At 68.3% G+C, this 21,306-nt stretch carries 15 protein-coding genes; 7 read left to right on the forward strand and 8 right to left on the reverse strand.

All coding sequences use genetic code 11. From position 1 onward, the window contains the following. Nucleotides 1-37: 37 nt before the first annotated feature. From ACVTJA_RS37045 to ACVTJA_RS37060, 4 genes are all read right to left on the reverse strand, one after another. Nucleotides 38-1,360 (reverse strand): carboxypeptidase-like regulatory domain-containing protein, encoded by a 1,323-nt coding sequence (locus tag ACVTJA_RS37045; RefSeq protein ID WP_465827149.1) that lies wholly within the window; start codon nucleotides 1,358-1,360, stop codon nucleotides 38-40. 177 nt (nucleotides 1,361-1,537) lie between these two features. Then, a complete protein-coding gene (locus ACVTJA_RS37050) occupies nucleotides 1,538-4,282 on the reverse strand; it encodes an Ig-like domain-containing protein (protein WP_465827151.1) in 2,745 nt (914 codons plus the stop codon). 240 nt (nucleotides 4,283-4,522) lie between these two features. Then, nucleotides 4,523-5,053 (reverse strand): gamma carbonic anhydrase family protein, encoded by a 531-nt coding sequence (locus tag ACVTJA_RS37055; protein WP_465827154.1) that lies wholly within the window; start codon nucleotides 5,051-5,053, stop codon nucleotides 4,523-4,525. Between the two features lie 88 nt (nucleotides 5,054-5,141). After that, on the reverse strand, nucleotides 5,142-6,569 hold the full coding sequence (locus ACVTJA_RS37060; protein ID WP_465827158.1) for an aminotransferase-like domain-containing protein: 1,428 nt from the start codon (nucleotides 6,567-6,569) through the stop codon (nucleotides 5,142-5,144). Nucleotides 6,570-6,688: 119 nt separating this feature from the next. Here ACVTJA_RS37060 and ACVTJA_RS37065 point away from each other — a divergent pair, with 119 nt between their 5' ends. From ACVTJA_RS37065 to ACVTJA_RS37075, 3 genes are all read left to right on the forward strand, one after another. Continuing rightward, nucleotides 6,689-8,131 carry a pyridoxal phosphate-dependent decarboxylase family protein gene (locus tag ACVTJA_RS37065; RefSeq protein ID WP_465827162.1) on the forward strand — a complete coding sequence of 481 codons (1,443 nt, stop codon included), beginning with the start codon at nucleotides 6,689-6,691 and terminating at the stop codon, nucleotides 8,129-8,131. A 49-nt stretch (nucleotides 8,132-8,180) separates the two neighbouring features. Further along, the gene (locus ACVTJA_RS37070) at nucleotides 8,181-8,564 is read left to right on the forward strand and encodes a hypothetical protein (protein WP_465827165.1); all 384 of its coding nucleotides are present in this window, start codon (nucleotides 8,181-8,183) and stop codon (nucleotides 8,562-8,564) included. 268 nt (nucleotides 8,565-8,832) lie between these two features. After that, nucleotides 8,833-10,425: a hypothetical protein gene (locus ACVTJA_RS37075; protein ID WP_465827167.1), complete on the forward strand. Its 1,593-nt coding sequence runs from the start codon at nucleotides 8,833-8,835 to the stop codon at nucleotides 10,423-10,425. 121 nt (nucleotides 10,426-10,546) lie between these two features. Here the strand turns inward: ACVTJA_RS37075 and ACVTJA_RS37080 are convergent, their stop codons facing one another. Next, entirely contained in the window at nucleotides 10,547-10,933 is a 387-nt protein-coding gene (locus ACVTJA_RS37080) for a hypothetical protein (RefSeq protein WP_465827170.1), read from the reverse strand. A gap of 194 nt (nucleotides 10,934-11,127) precedes the next feature. Here ACVTJA_RS37080 and ACVTJA_RS37085 point away from each other — a divergent pair, with 194 nt between their 5' ends. Together ACVTJA_RS37085 and ACVTJA_RS37090 are read left to right on the forward strand one after the other, a co-directional pair. Continuing rightward, nucleotides 11,128-11,745: a hypothetical protein gene (locus ACVTJA_RS37085; RefSeq protein WP_465827172.1), complete on the forward strand. Its 618-nt coding sequence runs from the start codon at nucleotides 11,128-11,130 to the stop codon at nucleotides 11,743-11,745. A gap of 297 nt (nucleotides 11,746-12,042) precedes the next feature. Next, the gene (locus ACVTJA_RS37090) at nucleotides 12,043-14,250 is read left to right on the forward strand and encodes a M4 family metallopeptidase (protein WP_465827175.1); all 2,208 of its coding nucleotides are present in this window, start codon (nucleotides 12,043-12,045) and stop codon (nucleotides 14,248-14,250) included. 85 nt (nucleotides 14,251-14,335) lie between these two features. Here the strand turns inward: ACVTJA_RS37090 and ACVTJA_RS37095 are convergent, their stop codons facing one another. From ACVTJA_RS37095 to gap, 3 genes are all read right to left on the reverse strand, one after another. Beyond that, nucleotides 14,336-15,628 (reverse strand): erythromycin esterase family protein, encoded by a 1,293-nt coding sequence (locus tag ACVTJA_RS37095; RefSeq protein WP_465827178.1) that lies wholly within the window; start codon nucleotides 15,626-15,628, stop codon nucleotides 14,336-14,338. Nucleotides 15,629-15,836: 208 nt separating this feature from the next. Continuing rightward, nucleotides 15,837-16,241: a hypothetical protein gene (locus ACVTJA_RS37100; RefSeq protein WP_465827181.1), complete on the reverse strand. Its 405-nt coding sequence runs from the start codon at nucleotides 16,239-16,241 to the stop codon at nucleotides 15,837-15,839. Between the two features lie 185 nt (nucleotides 16,242-16,426). Then, the gene (gene gap / locus ACVTJA_RS37105) at nucleotides 16,427-17,419 is read right to left on the reverse strand and encodes a type I glyceraldehyde-3-phosphate dehydrogenase (protein WP_465827185.1); all 993 of its coding nucleotides are present in this window, start codon (nucleotides 17,417-17,419) and stop codon (nucleotides 16,427-16,429) included. Nucleotides 17,420-17,515: 96 nt separating this feature from the next. Between gap and ACVTJA_RS37110 the strand changes: the two genes are divergently transcribed. Continuing rightward, a complete protein-coding gene (locus ACVTJA_RS37110; protein WP_465827189.1) occupies nucleotides 17,516-18,556 on the forward strand; it encodes a GlxA family transcriptional regulator in 1,041 nt (346 codons plus the stop codon). A 110-nt stretch (nucleotides 18,557-18,666) separates the two neighbouring features. After that, the gene (locus ACVTJA_RS37115) at nucleotides 18,667-21,267 is read left to right on the forward strand and encodes an MXAN_6230/SCO0854 family RING domain-containing protein (RefSeq protein ID WP_465827192.1); all 2,601 of its coding nucleotides are present in this window, start codon (nucleotides 18,667-18,669) and stop codon (nucleotides 21,265-21,267) included. Nucleotides 21,268-21,306: the final 39 nt, after the last annotated feature.

A 21,306-nucleotide genomic window follows, 5' to 3' on the forward strand; every position in this document is an offset into this window, starting at 1 on the left:
ACCGCGGCAACAGGTGCGGTCGCGCCGGTGTTTCACGTCAGTTGTGGGTGAACGTCACGTGCGAGTTGCACGGATGGTCGCCGGTGAGAACATCCGTCAGGTCGATGTTGTTGCCGCCGGAGTCCTTCGGGAACCCGACGCCACCCCACGGAGCACCCGAGTCGAACCGCGTGAAGCCGCCAGTGGGGGGCGTGTAGACGGGATAGCCACCGACGGGCCCCGGCGTGGACGTAATCGTCAGGTTGCCGCAGGTCTCCGGAGCTCCCGCGGGGAAGGCGATGCCCACCTCCTGCTCCACGTTGGCGCGCGTGTTGTAGAGGGCGATGAAGAGCGCGTCCGAGGCCACGGTGTCCGTCTTGGTGATGAACGTGCCCGCGGCGTTCTGGAGCTGCAGGTTGACGGTGAGGCCCGACGCGCCGTAGCAGGCCGAGTCGAAGCCCACGAACTCGATGATGGTGCACGCGGGGTTGGTCTTCTCGATGTCCGCGTTCCACGTGCCGAGCCCGCCGTTGGTGGGCACGAGGTTGCCGGGCCGGGAGGCCGGGCCACCGATGAGCGTGAAGTTGGTGCCCGTGGAGGTGGGGGAGAAGTTGGCGTTCTGCTCCACCCAGCGGTTCGTCGTGTTGTCGTACCGCCACATGGCCGCGCGGCAGGTCCTCTGGGTGACGCAGGGTGGCATCGTCTTCACCTGCGCGGGAACCCTGAGGAAGACCTGCGCCGTCTTGTTCAGCCCCAGGTTCACCGCCCCGCCCTGGCTGTCCGTCGCCCCGACGAAGAAGGCGCCGATGGACTCCAGTGCCACCGTCCTCCCGCTCGAGTTCACCGCGGTGAAGTCACCCGGCATGCTCAGCGGCGCGTAGGTGGCAATCGAGACGTTCACCGTGCCCGTCACCGGCGCGCCGGCGGCGTTGACCAGCGAGTTGGCCGGAATGGAGATCTGCACGTCCTGCGTCTCGATGGTGGAGTTCACCGTCGGGTTGATCTGCCGCACCGTGGCCACCGGCAATACGTGGACGGCGTTGAGCTTTCCGGCGGCCAGGAACTCCGTCACCGGGCCATAGCCCGCCTTGCTCACGTTGAGGAGGTAGCCCGTGGTCACGGCCGTGAGGGAGACGAAGTACTTGCCGGCCGAGTCCGTGGTCCGGTTGATTCCATTGATGTTGACGGTGGCGCCCGGAACGATCTTGCCCGTGGAGTCCTTCACCGTGCCGGTGAAGACGGCCGTGGCCAGGGCCGCCTCTCCCTCACGGAGCTCCTCCTGGACGGGCTCGGACGGCTGCGCTTCGGGTCCTTCGAGGCAGCCGAGCGAGAGCATCGCCGGCGCCAGCATCGCAAGCCACCACCTCTTCATCGTTGCCATGAGACAACCTCCTGGGGTGCGGGTGAGGTGCGCCGGAGCCAAAGACAGACACGGTCCCGGCGCACTCAGGGGAAAGTAGTGAAAAACCGCAATTCCAGCACTCCCAGGAGAACCTACACTGCCGGTGAATGTTCGACACCGGACAGGCAACCCGTACTGCCGTCCCGATGACGGGCGCTACTTCACCGAGACGTCGTCCAGCTTGAACACGGTGACGAGGGAGTTGCTATTCGTGGCGCCGAAGCGCAGCGTCACCGTCCGTCCCGCGTACGGAGCCAGGCTGTAGGAGTACTGCACGTAGCCGGTCCCCTTGTTGAGGTTGGAGAAGCTCGCCAGCGTCGCGAGCACCGAGCCCGAGGTGTCCACGAGCTGCACGGAAAGCCGGTCAAACTGGTAGACCGTCGTGGTCTCGCTGGAGGTGATGTACAGCCAGAAGGACAGCGTCGGCGCGCTTCCGGCCGGCAGGGTGAGCGTCTGCTCGGCGGAGCCGTAGTAGTAGGTGGCGCGGCCCAGCTCGAGGTTGCCGGAGCCGCTGTGCGGCGAGGAGCCGCCGTTCATCCAGAAGGCCTGGTTGTACAGCGTCCACGGGCTGGAGGAGCCCTCGAAGCCCCCGTTGACGATGAGGTCATTGCCCACCGTCACGGTGACACCCGCGGAGGTGGTGACGTTCCCCGAGGTGTCGAAGGCCTTGCTCGTCAGCGTGTAGCTCCCGTTGGCGACGGTGGTGGTGTCCCACGTCACGCCGTAGGGCGCGGTGTCGTCCGAGCCCAGCAGCGTGGTGCCCCGGTAGAGCTCCACGCGGGCCACCGCGACGTTGTCCGACGCGCTCGCGGACACGGTGACGCCGCCGCTCAGCGTGGCCCCGGCCGAAGGAGCGGTGATGCTGGTGGCGGGCGGCGTGAGGTCGTTGTTCACCGTGACGTTGACGGCCGCCGAGGTGGTGGTGTTGCGGGCCGCGTCGTAGGCCTTCGCGGTGAGCGTGTACGCGCCATTGGCCACAGAGCGCGTGTCCCACGTCACGCTGTACGGCGAGGAGTAGTCCGTCGCGATGAGGGTGCTGCCCCGGTAGAGCTCCACGCGGGAGACGCCCACGTTGTCCGCTGCGTCCGCCGTCAGGGTGACGGTGCCGAGCAGCACGGCGCCCGCCGTGGGAGCGGTGAGGCTGACGGTGGGCGGCACCGTCTCATTGGCCACCGTGACGGACACGCCGGAGGACTGCGCCACGTTGCCGGTGGTGTCGTAGGCCTTCGCGGTGAGCGTGTACGCGCCATTGGCCACCAGCGTCGTGTCCCAGCCCACGCTGTACGGCGAATACGTGGAGGAGCCGAGCAGCGTGGTGCCCCGGTAGTACTCGACGCGGGAGACGCCCACGTTGTCGGACGCGGCCGCCGTCAGGGTGGCCGTCAGGCTCAGCGTGGCCCCCTGCGCGGGCGCGGTGAGGCTGACGGTGGGCGGCGTGAGGTCGTTGTCCACGGTGATGCTCACGCTGGTGGACGTGACGTAGCCCGCGGCATCCCGGGCGGTGGCCGACACCGTGTGGGCGCCATTGGCCACCGACGCGGTGTTCCAGGAGAGCGAGTAGAAGTTCGGATCCGAGGTGGGAAAGGGGTGGGCGGCGGTGCCGAGGAGGGCGCCGTCCACGTAGAACTGCACCGAGGTGACGTCCACGTTGTCGAACGCGCTGACGGCCAGGGTGTAGGTCTGCTTGAGGGTGGTCCCGGCGGAGGGGAACAGCATCGTGCACGTAGGAGGTGTCGTGTCCGGCCCGTCCTTGATGAGCTCCGCGCTGGTCAGGGCCTCGGAGCCGGCGGCGCCTCCGGCCACGAGGACCCGCAGCGGCGTGCCGGTCAGCAGCGTGGCGGAGTGTGCGCTGCGCGCGGTGTGCAGCGAGCCGAAGGTGCTCCAGGTGCCGGTGGTGGTGTCGTAGGCCTCGATGGAGGACAGGCTGTAGGGGGGGCTGCCGCTGAAGCTGCCACTCACCGCGAGGATGCGCGTGGAGTCGAGGGCGACCAGCGCGAAGGAAGAGCGGCCCTGCGCCATCGGGTTGATGGGTTGGGAGGTCTGCGTCGCTGGGTTGTAGATTTCCGCGGAGCTCAGATAACCCGAGCCGCCCGCTGCGAGGATGCGTCCGTCGGCGAGCCCCACGAAGCCCGCCAGGTAGCGGCTCGTGTTGAGTGAGCCCGCCGTGCTGAACGTGTTCGTCGCGGGATCGAACAGCTCCACCCGGGTGGAGACATCCGTGGTGCCGGAGTAGGCCTGACCGCCCAGCACCGCCACCCGGCCATCCGGCAGCAGGATGGCCGTGGCACCCATCCGCGCGGCGGACAGGCCGGAGCCCGCGTAGGTCCACGTGCCCGTGGCGGGGTCATAGAGCTCCGCCGACGCGAGGTAGGTATCGTTGATATTGAAGAGGCCGCCCACGACGAGCACCTTGCCGTTGCTCAGCTTCACGGCCGCGTGGAAGCGGCGGCGCTGGTTGAGCGAGCCGGTCGACGTCCAGGTGCCCGTGGCCGGGTTATAGATTTCCGCGCTGTAGTGGTTGGTGGTGCTGTTGTTGCCGCCCATGACGAGGACGCGGCCATCGTCGAGCAGCACGGCGCGGTGCATGGTGCGCGCGGCACTCATGGAGCCCGTGGCCGTCCAGGTGCCCGTGGCCGGGTTGTAGAGATAGGCCGAGCTGTACGCGCCCGTCGACGTCTCACCGCCGGCTACGAGCACCCTCCCGTCCGCGAGCCGCGTGGCGGTGTGGTTCCAGCGACCCGCGGGCAGTTTGCCCGTCCACTCGACGACCTCCTGCCGCGCTTCGCCGATGGGCGCCGACTCAGACTGCGCTCCGCCCTGCTCCGAACCACAGCCAGCGCTCAGCGCCACGAGTGTGAGCAGCCACAGTGATACAAATTGTTTCGATTTGATGACGTGCATGGGTGTCTCCGGCCCGTTGCTCTACCGCTCGCGCAATATTCACGAGCGGTGAGAGGTCACCTCCCCTCGGTGCGAGCCGTGTGCCAGTGCACCTTCAGACGGGAACTGCTCGAAAAAGAGGGGACTCCCGTCCAGATTGGATCTCCTGCGCGCTCCAGATTGGAGCGGAGTGCGCCATCTTGGCTCAGGCCACGACGGCAAGTCCCCACCGCCCGGTCCCGCGCGACCCCGAACGCTGGCTCAATCGCCGATGTGTCGCAGCGTCTTCCGGTAGCGGTCGGCGTTGTGCACGTAGTGGGGGCCCGAACCTTCGAGCACGTGCTTCTGCACCTCGTTCACCTGTTTCACGACGCGCGCGGGAGCGCCGAGCACGAGCGAGCCATCCGGAATCTCCGTCCCCTCGGTGACGAGCGCGTGGGCGCCGATGAGACAGCCCTTGCCGATGCGCGCGCCGTTGAGAATGGTGGCGCCGATGCCGATGAGGCTGCCATCGCCCACGGTGCACCCATGGAGCATGGCCCGGTGACCCACGGTGACGTGCGCGCCAATCACCAGGGGCATGCCCGCGTCGGTGTGGAGGATGGAGCCGTCCTGGATGTTGGTGCCCTCCCCCACGTCGATGAGGTCCATGTCCCCGCGCAGCACCGCGCCCCACCACACGCTCACGTCGCGAGCCAGGCGCACCCGGCCGATGACAGATGCAGTAGGCGCAATCCAGTAGGCGCCGGGAATCACCTCGGGAGACACATCTTCCAGTGCATAGAGAGGCATGGGCGGGAACCCCATCGCAACCGCGCCCCCGAGGCAAGGTCCTTGTGGCTCATACGACGGGCCTGCCGGGTCACCTCGTATCAGCGAATCACGCGCCTCGGGAGCCAGGGACGAGCGCCTTCGCGAGGTCGCCCAACTTCACCAGCGCACGCGACAGAGAGGGAGACCCGCGGTTGCCGCAGTTGAGGCGCAAGTGATTGCGATAGCGATTGCTCGCCGAGAAGAGGATGCCCGGGGAGATGCTGATGCCGCTCTCCAGCGCGCGCCGGGAAAGCTCCACCGCGTCCGTCCCCCGGGGCAGCTCCACCCACAGGACGAAGCCTCCCCGGGGCGTGGTCAGCCGGGTGCCCTCGGGGAAGCACTCCCGCACGGCCTTCGAGACACGGCCCACCTGGAGCGAGAAGTGCGTGCGCAGGCCCGCGATGTGTCGCTCGTATTCCTTCGACGCGAGGAAGCTCGCGAGCACCGCTTGCGAGAGCGAGCCCGCGCCCATGCTGGAGCTGAGCTGGAGCGCCTTCACGCGCTCCAGGTAACGCCCCGGGAGCAGCCACCCGGCACGCAGGCCCGGAGTGACTGTCTTCGAGAAGGAGGCACACGTCAGCACGCCTCCACGCCGGTCGAAGGCCTTGAGCGGCATGGGACGGACTCCCTGGAACGACAGCTCCGCGTAGATGTCGTCCTCGATGAGCGGCACGTCATGCCGGGCGAAGAGGTCGACCAGCTGCGCCTTCCGTGCGTCATCCATCAGCGCGCCGAGCGGGTTGCTGAAGTTCGGGACGAAGAGCCCCGCACCGATGTCGAACTTCTCGAGCGCCTCCTCCACCTGGGCCAGGTCGACGCCGTCGCGCGGATGCGCCGCCAGCTCCACCACTCGGAGCTGTTGCTGCTGGAGCGCCTGGAGGATGCCGAAGTACTGGGGCGACTCGATGAGGACCGTGCTGCCCGGAGCGCACGTGGCGCGCAGCGCCAGTGAGAGCGCCTCCATGGCGCCGTTGGTGGCCACGACCTCGGCCGGGTCGATGGTGCAGCCGTGCCTCGCGAGCCGGCGGGACACCTGCCGGCGATACTCGAACTGCCCCGGCGGCAGCGCGTACCCGCCCACGAGCTCCGGCGCCTCTCGGAGGACCTGGCGCGTGAAGCGGTTGATGGCCTCGCACGGATACAGGTCCGGAGACAGGCACGCCGCTCCGAGCGGCACGACGTCCTGCGTCTGCGCGGACTCGAAGACGAGCGACACCAGTCCGGGGACATCGACCTCCCGGGGCATCGACAACCGGCGGCGCGGCGGCGTGACGCCGGAGTCCCGCTGTGGCCCCACGACGTAGGTGCCGGACTGCGGCCGGGTGACGACAAGCCCGCGGTCCTCGAGGATTTCATGCGCCCGCACCGCCGTGTTGAGCCCCACGCCCTTGAGGCGGCTCAGCTCGCGCACCGAGTGGATGCGCTCTCCAGGCTTCATCAGCCCCCTGGAGATATGGGCCTCGATCTCCGCCGCCAGCAGCTCCGGCTTCCTCACCGCTCGCCTCCCGGGAAGGGGAAACTGTATCCACGAAACATCCGAAACCTGGCTCTGTCACCATCCGGACCGCGTCGCTAGCTTGCCCTCATGGAAGTCACTCCGCCACGGGAGACCCCATGAACCTGGACTTCGAACCCGAGCGCTTCCGGCGCCTGCTGTCGCAGGCGAGCGAGCAGGTGCTCAGCCTCTACGCATCACTGCCCCGAAGGCGCGTCATCCACGCGAGCAGCCCTCGCACGGTGGCCGAGCCCTTCGCGGGAAGCCTGCCCGAGACGGGAGCGGAGCCGGAGGCGGTGCTCCGGGACTTCCTCCCCTTCATCTTCGAGCACAGCACCCTCAACATCAGCCCGCGCTTCTTCGCGTACATCATGTCCGGCGGCAGCCAGGTGGGCATCCTCGCGGACCTGCTGTGCGCCGGGCTCAACGTGAACAGCGCCAAGTGGCACCTCGCCTCGGCGGCGGCCGAGGTCGAGCGGACCGCCGTGCGGTGGCTCGGTGAATTCATCGGCTACCGGAGCGGGGCCGGCGGCGCGCTGGTGAGCGGCGGCTCCGAGGCCAACCTGTATTGCCTGCGGGTGGCCCGCGACGTCCATGCGCCCGGCGTCCGGGAGCACGGCCTCGCGGGAGGCCAGGCCCTGACGCTGTACGCGTCGACGGAGACGCACTCGTGCGTCACGAAGTCCGTCGAGATGCTGGGGCTCGGGAGCAGCCACCTGCGCAAGGTGCCCGTGGACGCGGCCTTCCGCGTGGACGTGGGCCGATTGGAACAGGAGGTGCGGCGTGACCTGGACGCGGGGCTGAAGCCCTTCTGCATCATCGGCAACGCGGGCACGGTGAACTCCGGGGCCGTGGACGACCTGGAGGCCCTGGCCGGCGTGGCGGAGCGGCACGGGCTGTGGTTCCACGTCGACGGTGCCTACGGCGCCGCGGCCGCGCGGGTGGACGCAGTGCGCTCGTTGTTCAGGGGACTGGAGCGGGCGGACTCCGTCGCGCTCGACCCGCACAAGTGGTTGCAGGTTCCGTTCGAAGCGGGCTGCGCGCTCATCCGCGACTGGGACAGCCTCCGCCGCGCCTTCACCTACTCCGCCGCGTACCTGCAGGCGCGGAGCGACAGCGAGGAGCGGTGGGACTGGATGGGGCACACCTTCCAGCTCTCCAGGGCCTTCCGCGCGCTCAAGGTCTGGATGCAGCTCCAGGTGTACGGCAGCCGCAAGCTCCAGGCCGTCATCGCGGACAACCTCCAGCTCATGCGACAGCTCGGAGCCGAGGTGGACGCGGCCCGCGACTTCGAGCGGCTCGCGCCGGTGACGCTGTCCATCCTGTGCTTCCGCTACGTCCCCGCGGGTGGCCGGCCCTGGGATGAGGCCTCGCTGGACCGGCTCAACGCGCGGCTGCTGGAGGAGTGCGAGCGCCGGGGGCAGTACTTCCTCACGGGCACGCGCCTGGGAGGCCGCACCGTGCTGCGGGCCTGCCTCGTCAATCACCGGACGACCGAAGCCGAGACACGTGGCCTGCTCGCGCACCTGCGCGCCCTGGGCGAGGAGCTCGTCGCCTCCTGAAGCAGTGGAGCGCGCCCCTTCGAGGCCGAAGTGGTTTGATGGAAGCACCATGGAAAACAGCAGAGGACTCGCCGGACTGATTGGACCCACGCTGCTCGCCTTGGGCACGACCGAAGCCATCAACATGGACATCTACGCCGCGCAGACGGCACCCGTCGTCTACCTGAACGGCACGCTGCTCTTCGTGGCGGGCCTTGCCATTGTCCGAGCCCACAACGTGTGGCGCTCGAGCTGGCGCTTCCTCGTGACGGCGGTCGGGTGGCTCGCCCTGGCCGCCGGGCTCTACCGCATGGTGGCTCCCGCGGCGCCTCAAGCCGGGAAGGGGCCGCTCACGTATCTGCTGCTCGCTGTTCTCGTGGGCATTGGCGGTCTGCTGACCTACATGGCCTACCGTCCAGAGCGAACCGCGACGGAGCCGCAAGCTCGCCGTTGACCCACAGCTCCCCTGGCACAGGCAAACGCGAGTCTGGACGCCGTGCGTCGAGCGCCGCGTCTGCTTTTGCCTGTAGCGCTTCACGTCACAACGGATTGCATCTGTAACCCATTTCGCCACAAACCCTATCGCAACGAGACACACCAGACACGACATTTCAAAACCTCACGCCACGAGAGAACAGGGTCCAAAAACACCGTGCATTTACTTGCATTCATATTTCTGCCTATTCCTTGATTGCCTTTTTTCCCAAGACGGCAGGTGGTTCATGTGGAAGCAACGTGAAGTCATGCGGCGGACGCTGTTGACCCTGACCCTCCTGGCCGGTGGCCAGGCACTGGCCCAGGACGGAGGAAGCGGCGGTCGCGCGGTGCGCATCTCGGGCGGCGCCTGGACCGAGCTCGACGCCGCGGCGGAAGCGGGGTTCCTCACGCAGTACCAGTACGCGCAGGGCGTGTCCGTCCTGCCGACGCCTCAAGGCCTGTGGCGGGAGACGCTGCCCGCCAGCGCGCTGGACGGCGCGGACCTGCTGCTGGTGGACGCCGAGGACAGCTCCGCGCTGGAGCTGGATGAAGGCGTGCCGCTGGAGGACGTCCTCCGTCACGTGGTGGGTTCGGAAGGCGATGTGCTCAGCCCCGCGGACACGGGCGGCGACGAGCTCAAGCCCCAGGTGCCGCAGCTCGTGCTGGTGCTGCCTGCCGGGACGCTGGCGGCGTTATTCCCCGACAGCGGCGCGGCGGAGGTCGAGCCCATCCTCCACCTCGAGCCCCAGCGACTGCTGAGCGTCCGTCCGGAGACGCCCTGCGAGGACAAGTGCGAAGGGTTGCTCGAAGCCACGCAGGTCGTCGCCACGCCTGTCGACGACGGGGCGGAGCTTCCGCTGCCAGAGCAGGTGCTCGCGAACGAGCCCCCGGACACCGCGCCCCAGCCCCTGCTCAACCGGGGCGGCGCCTGGATTGCGCCCGTGGCGGAGTCTGAGTCTGGCACGTTGGTGCGCGCGGAGGCCGGCTCCGGCGCGGACCTGTACCAGTGGAGCGTCGTCCACGCGGACGGTCAGCGCTGGACCCTGGGCGTCACCACCACGAGCGCCGTCGAGTTCACCCTGCCCGCCGAGCTGGCCCAGGCCGACGTGCTCACCCTGAGCGCCACCGCCTTCATCTGGGACACCTCCCGCCAGACCTGGGCGGCGAAGCCAATCCCGGGCGGGGGTGGAGGCGTCGGCGGTGGCGGCGGCGGTGGGCCCTCCATCAGCTACGTGGGCGTCATCCCGGAGGCCGCGGGCTGCCCGAAGTCGTCCGACCTCCTCACGTTCCACATGGACGACGAGGACAAGAAGAACGCCAACTCGCGCGGCGGCTGGATTGGCGGCATCACCAGCAGAGACAACACCACCTGGCGCTTCTGCCGCGTGGACGCCTCCAAGTTCAAGCCGCTGTCGAAGGACAGCATCCGCCAGAACCACTACGCGGTGCTGATGCTGGGAGGCTCGTGCCCGGCGGGCTCGCTCCGGTTCTCGCGCTACTTCGACAACGAGGACAACAACAACGCCAACTGGGCCAGCGCCAACTACGTCTGGTGGCCGAACTCGTCGGACCGCAACACGAGCCTCGTGTTCTGTGTGTTCCGGGGCGCCGGCGCGTCCGGCAGCACCATGAGCGACATGCCCAACCTGGGCTTCAGCTACGGCGTCCTCGCCGCCCCGGACTTCAACAAGCGACTGGCGACGGGCTGGGTCTACACGGACGACCAGGACGGCAACAACCAGAACAGCTACGGCGACCCGCATGGCCAGTACGGTGACGTGTCCCGCTTCATCAGCGTGGGCCCGAACACCACCGTGCGCCTCGTGAAGGTCCGGTAGTCAAACCTCCATGCAAGGGGGCGCGTGGGCCCGGACGGCTCACGCGCCTCTCCTTCAGCGCGCCTGGAGCGATGCGAACCAGGCCGCCGCGATGAGCGCGCACCCAGGCCCTGGCTGACGCTCAGCAGCCGGGCCCGCTGAGGCAGGGGGCCGTGGACTGGATGTACTTGTGGCACTCCTGGGGAACGACCGCGCGCAGGTTGGCGCGCGCCTGGTTCTTCGCCTCGGTGCAGTTGTCGTGGGAGCACCCGTCAGCACGCCCCGTGCGACACACCCCGCGATACGCCGAGGGACAATCCGGGGCGTTGTTCGCCACACACGCCTCGCCCTCCTGCCACTTGTCCTTCTTCGCCATCGCCTCCGGCGCCTTGCTTCCCGACGCGGAGGGCTCCGAGGGACAGGCGGTGAGACCCACAACCATCGCAGCCATGCCCGCGGCGAGCAGCGTGCGGCGAAGCCAGACACCGTGAGACGAACCGCGATGAACAGCAGGGTGAAGCGAACGCATGACGAGCCTCCTGGCGTGAGGGAGACGGCGCGGCGGCCTTCACGGCGCGAGGGTCCACCGGGCCGGAACACCCGGCCTCCGGACCCGCGCTCACCGTCCCCTTGCACACAGGACGTTCCACCCCCGACACGGTGAATATGACCTCGGGCAGGATTCGCGCGCCGCGCCCGCCATGTGCGCAGAGGAGGGATGGAATGAAGATCCAATCCCTCAAGGTTGTTGGATTCGTCGCGGCAATGCTCTTTGCCTCGTCGGCGCTCGCGGGTGAGCCGTCGCGGCTCGGGACGTACCTGGCCCGTGCGGACATCCAGCCAGCCTCCGCCGAGCAGTGCACGGACCCGCGGGCGGACCTGATTGCGGCCGCCGACAAGGCCGGCGTGAAGCTCAACGTCGAGGAGATCGTGACGGCCAGCTCGAAGGACGTCTCCTTCGTGGGAACCAGCATCGAGGGGTTCGAGCAGGTTCCGGCGACCGACCTCCCCAAGGGAGTTGATGCCGGCTTCGTCTACCTCGATGCCCCCGCGTCCGGTATCCCCGCCGGCTTCTACCGGCTGAACGCGCACGCCAACAAGGAGGATGTGCGCAAGGGCACCTACCCGGGCACCGTCGGCTTCATCGACGCGAGCGGCAAGGAAGTCGCCCGGGTGGCCGCCACCATGGAGACGTCCTCGTTGACGGTCCCCAACCCGCTGCCCTACGCGCGGACGCGCCTCGAGACGCGCATCGGAGTCCAGAATCCCGAGCGGCAGGACATCATCATCATCATCATCCACTGCCCGAACGGGACGACCATCATCATCGTCATCTGGTGAGCCACGCCTGAGCGGCCGCCTTCACGCGGCCACTCGTGACATCACCTGACCGGCCCGCGCGCCGGGCGGGAATGGGGCCCGTGTCCTTCGAGGTGTTCCCTCGGGGACCGGGCCCCTTGTCGTTTCCGCCGGGCTGCCCTGGCGCTCCATTCCGGGTTCGGCCTCGGTGCCTGCTATTGCCACGGCGTCGTGTCAATCCCTGATGTTAGGCATGCACCCCAAAAAGCCTTACGCACTTGTAAACAAGAGGCTGATGCATCCAGTATACGTGTTCATACCTTTACAGATGGGGGACGCATGGTTGAGAAACGATTACGCGGTGTCCTGGGCATCTCGCTGTTGTCTTTGATCTCGGCCGCCTGCACCGACGCCACGCCGCCGGAGAAGTCCCCGGACGCGGTGGTGAAGTCGTCCTCGGCACTGGACGGCCTCCAGGTGGTGGCCGTCGACGAGGCCTCGGTGCCCACGTTCATCACCGGTCCGCTGGGCATCGCTCCGGCCGAGGCCAGCGCCGTCACCTCCGTCCAGCCGGGCCAGCTGCTGCCCGTGGTGGAGCGCGTGGCGCCGCTGTTCCGGCTGAGCCCCGGCGACCTCTACCTGAAGAAGGCCTATGTCGGCTTCGACGGGGACTCGCACTTCCGCTACGGCGTGCGCCGCAACGGCATCGACGTGTATGGCGGGGAGCTGCGCCTGCACGCCCGTGACGGCGCCGTCTTCGCGGTGAACACCAACGTGCGAGGAGACCTGCAGGCGCCGGACAAGGCCTCCGTCGCTCCCGAGGCGGCCATCGCCGTGGCGAAGGCGGACCGCGAGTCCCCCGAGGGCGCCACCGTGAGCGGCGAGCCCCGGCTCGTCTACTGGCGCGAGGACGCGCAGCTCGTGCTGGCCTACGAAGTGCGCGTGAAGGGCCAGCTTCAGGACGGCACGCCGCTGGATGACTCCGTGCTCGTCAATGCAAGCAATGGGGATGCGTTCGTGCGCATCTCGCACGTCCACTCCGCGCGGTTCCGCCGGGTCTACGACGGCGGGCACCAGACGCCGCTGCCGGGCACCCCCGCACGCACCGAGGGAGACCCGCCGGTCGCGGACCCCATCGTCAACTTCGCCTATGACAACACGGGCACCGTGTACGACTGCTTCCACAGCCTCTATGGCCGTGACTCGTATGACAACGCGGGCGGCCCGATCATCAGCACCGTGCACTACCTCAACAACTACGTGAATGCCTATTGGAATGGCACGCAGATGGTATTCGGTGATGGCGACGGCACCACTGCCATCGAGCTTGCCCGCGCGGTGGACGTCACGGCGCACGAGCTGGCCCATGCCGTGACGGACGCCTCGTCGGGCCTCATCTACTCCGGAGAGTCCGGGGGCATGAACGAGTCCCTGTCCGACGTCGCTGGCGCCGTCTGCGAGTGGTACAGCAAGGGCAAGGTGGTGGACGCCAACACCTGGCTCATCGCCGAGGAGGTCTGGACGCCCGACATCCCGGGAGACGCGCTGCGCTACATGCACGACCCCAAGCTGGACGGGGACTCGCTGGACTACTACCCGGACTACTCCTCCGGCGTGGACGTGCACTACAGCTCGGGCATCTCCAACCTGGCGTTCTACCTGCTGTCGCAGGGTGGCACGCACCCGCGCGGCAAGACGGCCCTGGCCGTCGCCGGCATCGGCATCGAGAAGGCCGCCCGCATCTTCTACAAGATGAACGAGGACCTGCTGCTGCCGTCCTCCAACTTCTTCAGTGCGAGGACGGCCGCGGAGCAGGCTTCCGTGCAGCTCGGCTACGACGCCGCGACGACGGGCTCCGTCACCAATGCCTGGAAGGCCGTGGGCGTCGATGTCCACCCCCATCCCCACTCGCTCCCTCTGGAAAAGAACGTCCCCGCCACGGACCTCTCCGGCTCGGCGAGCGCGAAGAGGTACTTCTCGGTGACCGTGCCCGAGGGCGCCAGGAACCTGACCTTCACCATCTCGGGTGGCACGGGGGACGCGGACCTCTATGTGCGCCGGGGCTTCGCTCCGACGACCACCTCCTATGACTGCCGTCCCTACCGGACCGGCAACAACGAGACGTGCACCTTCGCGGAGCCGGGCGACGGCACCTGGTACGTGATGCTCAACGGCTTCTCCGCCTATAGCGGGGTGACGCTGCTGGTGACGTGGACGGGCGGCTACGTGGTGATCCAGCCCGGAGTCGCGGTCACCGGCCTCTCCGGCGACGCGGGCTCCTCCCAGGTCTTCACCATCGAGATTCCCGCGCGGGAGAACGGTGGCACCCGCAGCGTCCACGTCCGCCTGCAGGGCTCGGGCAACGCGGACCTCTACGTCCAGCGCGCCTCGGCTCCCTCGTTCTTCTCCTACGACTTCCGTGGGGTGCATGAGAACAGCACGGAGACCTGCAACCTGAACGGCGTCGAGCCGGGCAAGTTCTACATCCAGGTCTACGGCGCGAAGGGCGGCTTCACGAACGGCTCGCTCATCGCCACGTTCAACTGAGTTGGCTCCGGGCCCGCCCTTCCTCCAGGGAGGGCGGGCTCGCGGGTGACGGCTTCAGCGCGAGCATCGAGCGCCCGTCGAAGCATCAGTTGCCGTTCCCAGACCCGGCCGTCGCATCACGGCGCGCTTCTTCATGGTGTGCCGGCTCCTCCCGGCGAAGGACGACGAGCCCATCGAGGCTCTCGTGCCAATCCGCCCGGAAGAACTCGTGATTGATGGGGCGCGCGACGACGGTCCCCAGCTTTCTCAGCTCGTCGGCGTTCAGGTAGCGAAGCTCCTGCTCCGGTGCCAGGACCTGACCCTCGAGGGAGTCCGGGGGCGCGACGCTCAGCTCACGCCCGGGCCGACCGCGCGGCTGGCTCGCGCCTGACCAGGCCGAGAACCCGATTGCCGCCGCGCGCTCACCGTATTGCTCGTGAATGTGCTGTCCCAGCGAGGCAATGCCACGGTACCTCTCGAGCCCGGCGAGACTCTTGGCGGCGTGGATGTTCGCACACCACACGATGGTCTTGGCCTTCGGCCCCAGCCGCTCGCGGTGCCACTGGAAGTTCTCGAACATCGACGCGTCGCGGACGCGAATGATGGCATTCCCGTCCCGCTCGAACCCGCGCGACACCCAGCGGTACAGGCTGTTCGCCATGGCGAGGTGTTCCGCCGCCTGCTCGGACCGCGCTTCGGAGGCCAACGCATCCCGCACCTGCTTCACGCACGCCAGGAGCTCTTCGTGCGTCTCCGGCGTGTATGGGTTGGCTTCGTCGTACAACCAGGCGGTATGGCGTGCGATTCTGGCCTCGCACTCCGCCCGCCGCTCGCCGGAGAGATGGGCCGCGAGCACGGCGGGGAGCGCTCGTTGCGCGTAGAAAGCAGTGGAGTGAATCTGGTCGTCGAGCCCTATCACCTCCACCGTGCCAGCGCCCGCGGCGTGATGGAGGTCGGCAATCCATTGCTGCGTCTCGCGGGCTTGCGCCCAGATGTTGCCGATCGCGTTCGACATGTCCCGCGAGGTCGCCGTGCCCCGGGAATAGGCGTGGTCCAGCGCGATGAAGTCGTAGATGCCGCTTTCGATGGCCACGGAGTTGAACCCGCACTTCTGCACCAGCGCACGGACGAGCCGCGTCTTGACCTCCCAGGTGTGTCCGTCCCCGTGGTCGGCTTCGCCGAGGAGCACGACCTGCTTGTCACAGACATCGGCGAGCAGACGATCGAGCTCATCTGCCTTTTCGACCGAGGGGGCTGGACTCCGCTCGGGGCCGGCCGGGCCCGGCGCCTGCGGCGCAGTGCAAGCTCCGATGAACACGAACGACACGAACGCGAGCAGTCGAATACGCATCATCCCTTGCCTCACCATGAATGTGGCCACGCTCTCCAGTCGGTCCATGAATCCTGGAACGAATCATGGCCGCACTTTCCCTCACCCGGAGGCTTCATCGGCGGGCGGAGGCCCCACCGCGACGCGCGCCCGTCGCCAGCGGGCCAGCCGACAGGATGACATGGCCCGCCAGCTCGAAGCGGCCGGGCTCGTGCTCGGCCTGGCGGCGGGGCGGGTCCTGTCGGGGCGCGTCTTCGGCGTGGCAAGTCGAATGCGCTCACGCTGCTCGGTGCATCTGAGTGGGGGCGGAGCCCCGGCGAATCCACAGCACCGCGAGCCACGTGGCCAGCAGTGCCACGGGGACGAAGACGGGCGCGAACAGCAGCGCCATGCTCAGCCCTTCTTTCAGCGCTTTGAAGAACGCGAGGCCCGTGAGCATGTAGATGACGAGCATTCCGAGCTGCGCCCGCCATGCCGCGCCCTTCCGGTACGCGCCGGTGGCGATGACCGCGAGTCCCACCCCGGCGCCCGCCGGCACCGAGCAAAGCGCGACCATTGGCAGCAGTTCAGCAATCCAGCCACCTCTGCCGTGAAAGAACACCAGCACGAACGGCGGCGTGGCGATGAGGGCATAAAGCCCTCCCAGTACGGCGCCCTTTGCTGCTCCCATCAAGAAGCCCATGCATCCTCCTGGCACAGAGGATGAGCAGGAAGGCCCCCGGCGTGGGGGCTTCCGGGCTGAGCGGCGCGTTTCCACCGGTGAGCGGTCGCACGCGAGGCGTCATGCGTTGTGTATCAGCCCCCGCAACTGGAGGAGCGGGTGCGGCCACACGCGCCCCACCAGCAGTGGACGCGGTCCCTTCCGCCCTACGCGGTCATCCTGACCGCGAGGTCGAGGAGCTTGCTCGAGTAGCCCCACTCGTTGTCGTACCAGGCCACCACCTTCACGAAGGTGGGGTCGAGCTGGATGCCGGCCCTGGCGTCGAACACGGAAGTGCACGACTCACCCCGCATGTCGGAGGAGACGACCTCGTCCTCCGTGTAGCCCAGCACACCCCGGAGCGCGCCCTCCGACGCCCGCTTCATCGCGGCGCAGATGTCCGCGTACGTCGCCTCGCGGACGAGCTCGCAGGTCAGGTCGATGACAGAGACGTCGGAGACCGGAACCCGGAAGGACATCCCCGTCAGCCGGCCCTTGAGCGAAGGCAACACCCGTGTCACCGCCTCGGCGGCGCCAGTCGAGGCCGGGATGATGTTCTCGAGGATTCCGCGCCCGAAGCGCCAGTCCTTGCCCGAGACGCCGTCCACCGTCTTCTGCGTGGCGGTGGTCGCGTGGACCGTGGTCATGAGCCCACGCCGCAGGCCGAAGGTGTCGTCGAGCACCTTGGCGACAGGCGCCAGGCAGTTGGTGGTGCAGGAGGCCGCCGAGATGATGGGCTCGCCCGCGTAGCGGTCCGTGTTGACGCCGTACACGTAGATGGGCGTGTCGTCCTTGGACGGCGCCGAGATGATGACCCGCTGACCGCCAGCACGCAGGTGGGCCTCGGCCTTCTCCCGCGTCAGGAAGATGCCGGTCGACTCGATGACGACGTCCACCCCGACGTCACCCCAGGCAGAGGCCGCCGGGTCCTTCACGCTCGTCGCACGAACGGGCCGACCGCCGACCACGAGGGACGAGCCCTCCGCCGTCACCGTGCAGCCCAGCCTGCCGTGCACCGAGTCGTACCGGAGCAGGTAGGCCAGGTGCTGGAGCTCGAGGAGGTCGTTCACGGCGACCACCTCCACGTCATCGCGCTCCAGCGCCGCGCGGAACACCATCCTGCCGATTCGCCCGAAACCGTTGATGCCGATCCTGACCATGGTTCCTTCCTCCTGGACCTCTCGACTAACGCCGGGCAGGGCTGGCTCGAAGGACAAGGAGATTGCAATTCCGGCCATGGGGCGCAGGATGGATGTATGGGCACTTCCGTGAAGCGGGTCTGGTTCCTCGTGGCCCCCCAAACGGGCCTCCTCAACATCGCGGGGCCGTGGGAGGTCCTCGGTCATGCGAACGAGATACTCGGTCGCGTCGCCTACACGCTCGAGGCGGTGGGGCCGAGCGCGCCCGCGACCCAGACCCGCCATGGCCTCGTCCTGAGCGGACTTCGACCGCTTCCGAAGCGGTGCGAGCGGCTGCCCGACGTGGCCATCGTGGCGGGGATGTCGCCCCGCCTTCCGCTTCCCGCCGAGCAGGCGCCGCTCATTCCCTGGCTGCGCCGGTATCGCGAGGAGATTCCGACGCTGGTCTCCATCTGCTGCGGTGCGTTCGCGCTCGGCGAGGCGGGCATCCTCGACGGGCGGCGGGCGACCACGCATTGGCACTACCTGGACGTGCTTCGCTCACGGTTCCCGGCAGCGCACGTCGTGGACGAGGGCATCTACGTCAAGGACGGTGGGGTGTGGACCTCCGCGGGAGTCACGGCGGGCATCGACCTGACGCTCGCGCTGGTGGAGGAGGACCATGGGCACCAGGTCGCGATGGAGGTCGCGAAGCGGATGGTGCTGTTCCTCCGGCGCTCGGGGAACCAGGCGCAGTTCAGCTCGGCGCTTCGCCGGCAGGAGAAGGAGCCCCCCAGGCTGCGCGACATCTCGACCTTCGTGCTCGAGCGCGTGGACCAGCCGCTGCCCGTGGAGCGGATCGCCGCGGGCGTCGGCATGAGCCCGCGCACGCTGAGCCGCTGGTGCCGCGAGCATCTCGACGAGTCGCCCGCCGAGCTCGTGCGCCGCGTTCGCATCGATGAGGCCCGGCGGCTGCTCGAGGAGACGTCGCTGCCCCTGAAGGACATCACGGCGCGGACGGGGCTGGGCGACGTCAGTACGCTGTGGCGTGTGTTCACCCAGCGCCTCGGCATCACGCCCGCCGAGTACCGTCAGCGCTTCGCTCCCCTGCCCGGGCGCGCGGCAGCCGGCATGGACACCTCACGCCGCCGTGGGCTACCGTTACACGTGAAGGCTTAGCCCAGGCTTCCTTCTCACCCTAAAACTCAGCCTGGGCGATTTCCTTCGCTCACGTGGGCGGGTTGGGCCTCTCGGGTCCAATCCGCCTTCGCTTTTTGGGGGACTCCCCGATGAACGAACAGCCCTCGCCGACGTTGGCAGTCCTCCTCCGACGCTCCGGCCTCGTCTTCGTGCCGGAGCAGTCCAGGGACACGCTCCCGGAGAGCTACCTCCGGGCCATCGACGTCAATCTCGCGGAGCTGGGGTATGTCGTGTCCGCACGGCTGCGGGCGCGCCTCGCGCGTCTGCCCATCGCCGAGCTCACGCGGCTGCAAGGCTGGCTCTGGAACGTGCTGGCCGAGCACGTGGGTGGCGACCGGCAGCACCAGCCCCTGTTTCGCGACTTCCCCCAGGACATCCCGCGCAACACGAATGACCTCTGGATGCGCAAGGTGCTCAGCCACTTCCTCCAGGCGGAAGGCCAGCCCTGCCTCTTCTGCGGGAACACCGGCACCACGCACGTCCTGAGCCCATGCCTGCACGTGGTCTGCGACCAGTGCTTCGATGGCACGAACTACAGCGCCTGCCCCGTCTGCGAGCGCCCCGTCGATACGCCGTCCCCGTTCTTCAAGCCCCGGGACCGCGCCGCCCTCCCCGCGGAGCGCGTCACCTTCAAGCTGCTGGATGCCGGCACGGATGTCGACAGCCAGGCCCGGGAGCTGTTCATCGGCTTCTGCGCGCGAAAGCAGGCCCTCTCCCCTTCGGACAAGGAGGACTTCAAGACGCTGATTCAAGACCTGGGTGCGCGGGTGATTTCGTGGCTGCCTGATGAAATCCCCGTCCGGGAGAACGTCGCGGAGATTTTCGGCACCCTGTTCCAGCTGTGTGACCCCCAGGAGCTGCTGCCCGTCGCACGAGGCCACCTCTCCACGGCAACGGACGTGCTCCGCCTCATCGCGGCCTGGTCCGGCGCGGACCCGGCGCTCCTGCCACAGCTCAAGTTCCAGTCCGTGGACCTCCGGGGACAGTCCGGCCGGTTCTGGGGACGGATGGCCGAGGTCATCCACGCCGCCGCCGCGCATTCCAGGCACTCCGAAACCACCGTCGCCCTGCGAGTCCACCGGTTCAAGGTCGCGCCCATGAAACGGCCCCTGCGACGGGCCCTCCTCTCGCTGATGGATGGCCTCCACCCGGAGGGCCTGGTCGAGGACATGCTGCGGCACCGCTCCTATTGGGTCTGGCTCGGAGAGTTCCTCCACCCCCACGAGTACGCGGACCGCTTCCCCAACGTGGCCCGCGCCTTCGCCGTGGTGCGGAAGAAGGCCCCGGACGGCACGCCCGCGCCCGCGTTCGCCGGCTACTCCTCCCGGCTGGAGGCGGCGGCGCAGAGCCGCGACATGGAGGGCCTGAAGCGGCTCCTCCTCCAGCGTCCGGGAGAGTTCGCGCGGCGCTATGACCATGCCCTGCGGCTCGCGGGCAACGACGCGCGAGCGAGGCGCGAGCTGGTCGACGCCTTCACCCGCTGCTGCGGCGAGTTCTCGACGCCCGTCCTGCTCACCCTGCTCAGTCATCTCCCGAAGCGCGTGTATCGAGCCGGGCTCCGTATGTACTGGCCGAAGGGCGGGACGGCGAAGGGCGTGTCCGGCCCCGATGAGCGTCCGATGCTCTCACCGGATGACGTGGCTCCGTCCGTGAAGGCCATCGAGGTCGAGCTCCTGCGCCGCTTCGCGAGCAAGCCCGCGTTCGCGGACTTCATCATCGACGAGGAGCTGAAACACATTCCCGTCCCGTTCAACGAGCGGACGGCCAGCCCGTCGGCGGTGGCGCTGCCCCGTGGCGCGCGAATCCAAGTCCCGGAGGGGAAGACGTTCCGGCTCTTCCTCCACTGGTGCAGGCCCGAGCACGGAGGTGTGCCCACGGACATCGACCTCTCGGTCGGCTTCTACGAGGCGGACTGGACGTACGCGGGGCTCTGCTCCTTCTCACACCTGAGGTTCGCGGCCCCGTCCGGCGCCCCCATCGCCGTCAGCTCCGGAGACCTCCGGGACGCTCCCTTCCCCGAGGGCGCCTCCGAGTTCGTCGACATCAACCGCGAGCTCGCCCTGGAGCAGGGGCTTCGCTACGCGGTGATGGTCGTCAACAACTACGCGGGGCTGCCGTTCAACAGCCTCGAGCGCGCCTATGCCGGACTGATGCTCCGCGACGACGTCCAGGGGCAGCACTTCGACCCGAGGACGGTCCAGCTCAAGTTCGCGCTCCAGGGTGACAACGGCATCTTCCTGCCGCTGGTCATCGACCTGAAGGACAACACCCTGCACTGGCTCGACACCTATTCGAAGGGAGAGCTCGAGTTCAACACGCTCGAGTCCTCCAATGAGGACGTCGCGAGAATCTGCCCCGAGATGATTGAGTACTTCGCGAGCGGGGTGCGCGCGTCGATGTACGACCTCGCCCTGCTGCACGCGGCCGCGCGAGGCAGCCGTGTCACCGTGAGAGGCCCCACGCCGCGCGTTTTCGTACGCGGGCCCGGGGAAGACGCCGCCGCGTTCCACGCGCGGCTCAAGCGCGACCTCGGCGCGGCTCGAGCGACGCCGCTGGCCCTGAATGACGACGCGCCTGTCTTCGCGGCCCTGTATCGGGGAGATGTCTCCCTGCCTCCCGGAAGTGCCTCCTACGTGCTCTTCCGTGAGCAGGTGAGCCCGACGCTCAGCGCCAGCGACCTCCTCACGTGAGGAGATGAGCAACACCAGCGGCGGGTGCGGCGCTCGGGG

This window comes from Pyxidicoccus sp. M6, assembly GCF_055568925.1.

Excerpts from the sequence above, each read along its gene's own strand:
- ACVTJA_RS37045 (WP_465827149.1), bottom strand. The coding sequence starts at position 1,360 with ATGGCAACGATGAAGAGGTGGTGGCTTGCGATGCTGGCGCCGGCGATG.
- ACVTJA_RS37050 (WP_465827151.1), bottom strand. The coding sequence starts at position 4,282 with ATGCACGTCATCAAATCGAAACAATTTGTATCACTGTGGCTGCTCACA.
- ACVTJA_RS37055 (WP_465827154.1), bottom strand. The coding sequence starts at position 5,053 with ATGCCTCTCTATGCACTGGAAGATGTGTCTCCCGAGGTGATTCCCGGC.
- ACVTJA_RS37065 (WP_465827162.1), top strand. The coding sequence starts at position 6,689 with ATGAACCTGGACTTCGAACCCGAGCGCTTCCGGCGCCTGCTGTCGCAG.
- ACVTJA_RS37070 (WP_465827165.1), top strand. The coding sequence starts at position 8,181 with ATGGAAAACAGCAGAGGACTCGCCGGACTGATTGGACCCACGCTGCTC.
- ACVTJA_RS37075 (WP_465827167.1), top strand. The coding sequence starts at position 8,833 with ATGTGGAAGCAACGTGAAGTCATGCGGCGGACGCTGTTGACCCTGACC.
- ACVTJA_RS37080 (WP_465827170.1), bottom strand. The coding sequence starts at position 10,933 with ATGCGTTCGCTTCACCCTGCTGTTCATCGCGGTTCGTCTCACGGTGTC.
- ACVTJA_RS37085 (WP_465827172.1), top strand. The coding sequence starts at position 11,128 with ATGAAGATCCAATCCCTCAAGGTTGTTGGATTCGTCGCGGCAATGCTC.
- ACVTJA_RS37090 (WP_465827175.1), top strand. The coding sequence starts at position 12,043 with ATGGTTGAGAAACGATTACGCGGTGTCCTGGGCATCTCGCTGTTGTCT.
- ACVTJA_RS37095 (WP_465827178.1), bottom strand. The coding sequence starts at position 15,628 with ATGGACCGACTGGAGAGCGTGGCCACATTCATGGTGAGGCAAGGGATG.
- ACVTJA_RS37100 (WP_465827181.1), bottom strand. The coding sequence starts at position 16,241 with ATGGGCTTCTTGATGGGAGCAGCAAAGGGCGCCGTACTGGGAGGGCTT.
- gap (WP_465827185.1), bottom strand. The coding sequence starts at position 17,419 with ATGGTCAGGATCGGCATCAACGGTTTCGGGCGAATCGGCAGGATGGTG.
- ACVTJA_RS37110 (WP_465827189.1), top strand. The coding sequence starts at position 17,516 with ATGGGCACTTCCGTGAAGCGGGTCTGGTTCCTCGTGGCCCCCCAAACG.
- ACVTJA_RS37115 (WP_465827192.1), top strand. The coding sequence starts at position 18,667 with ATGAACGAACAGCCCTCGCCGACGTTGGCAGTCCTCCTCCGACGCTCC.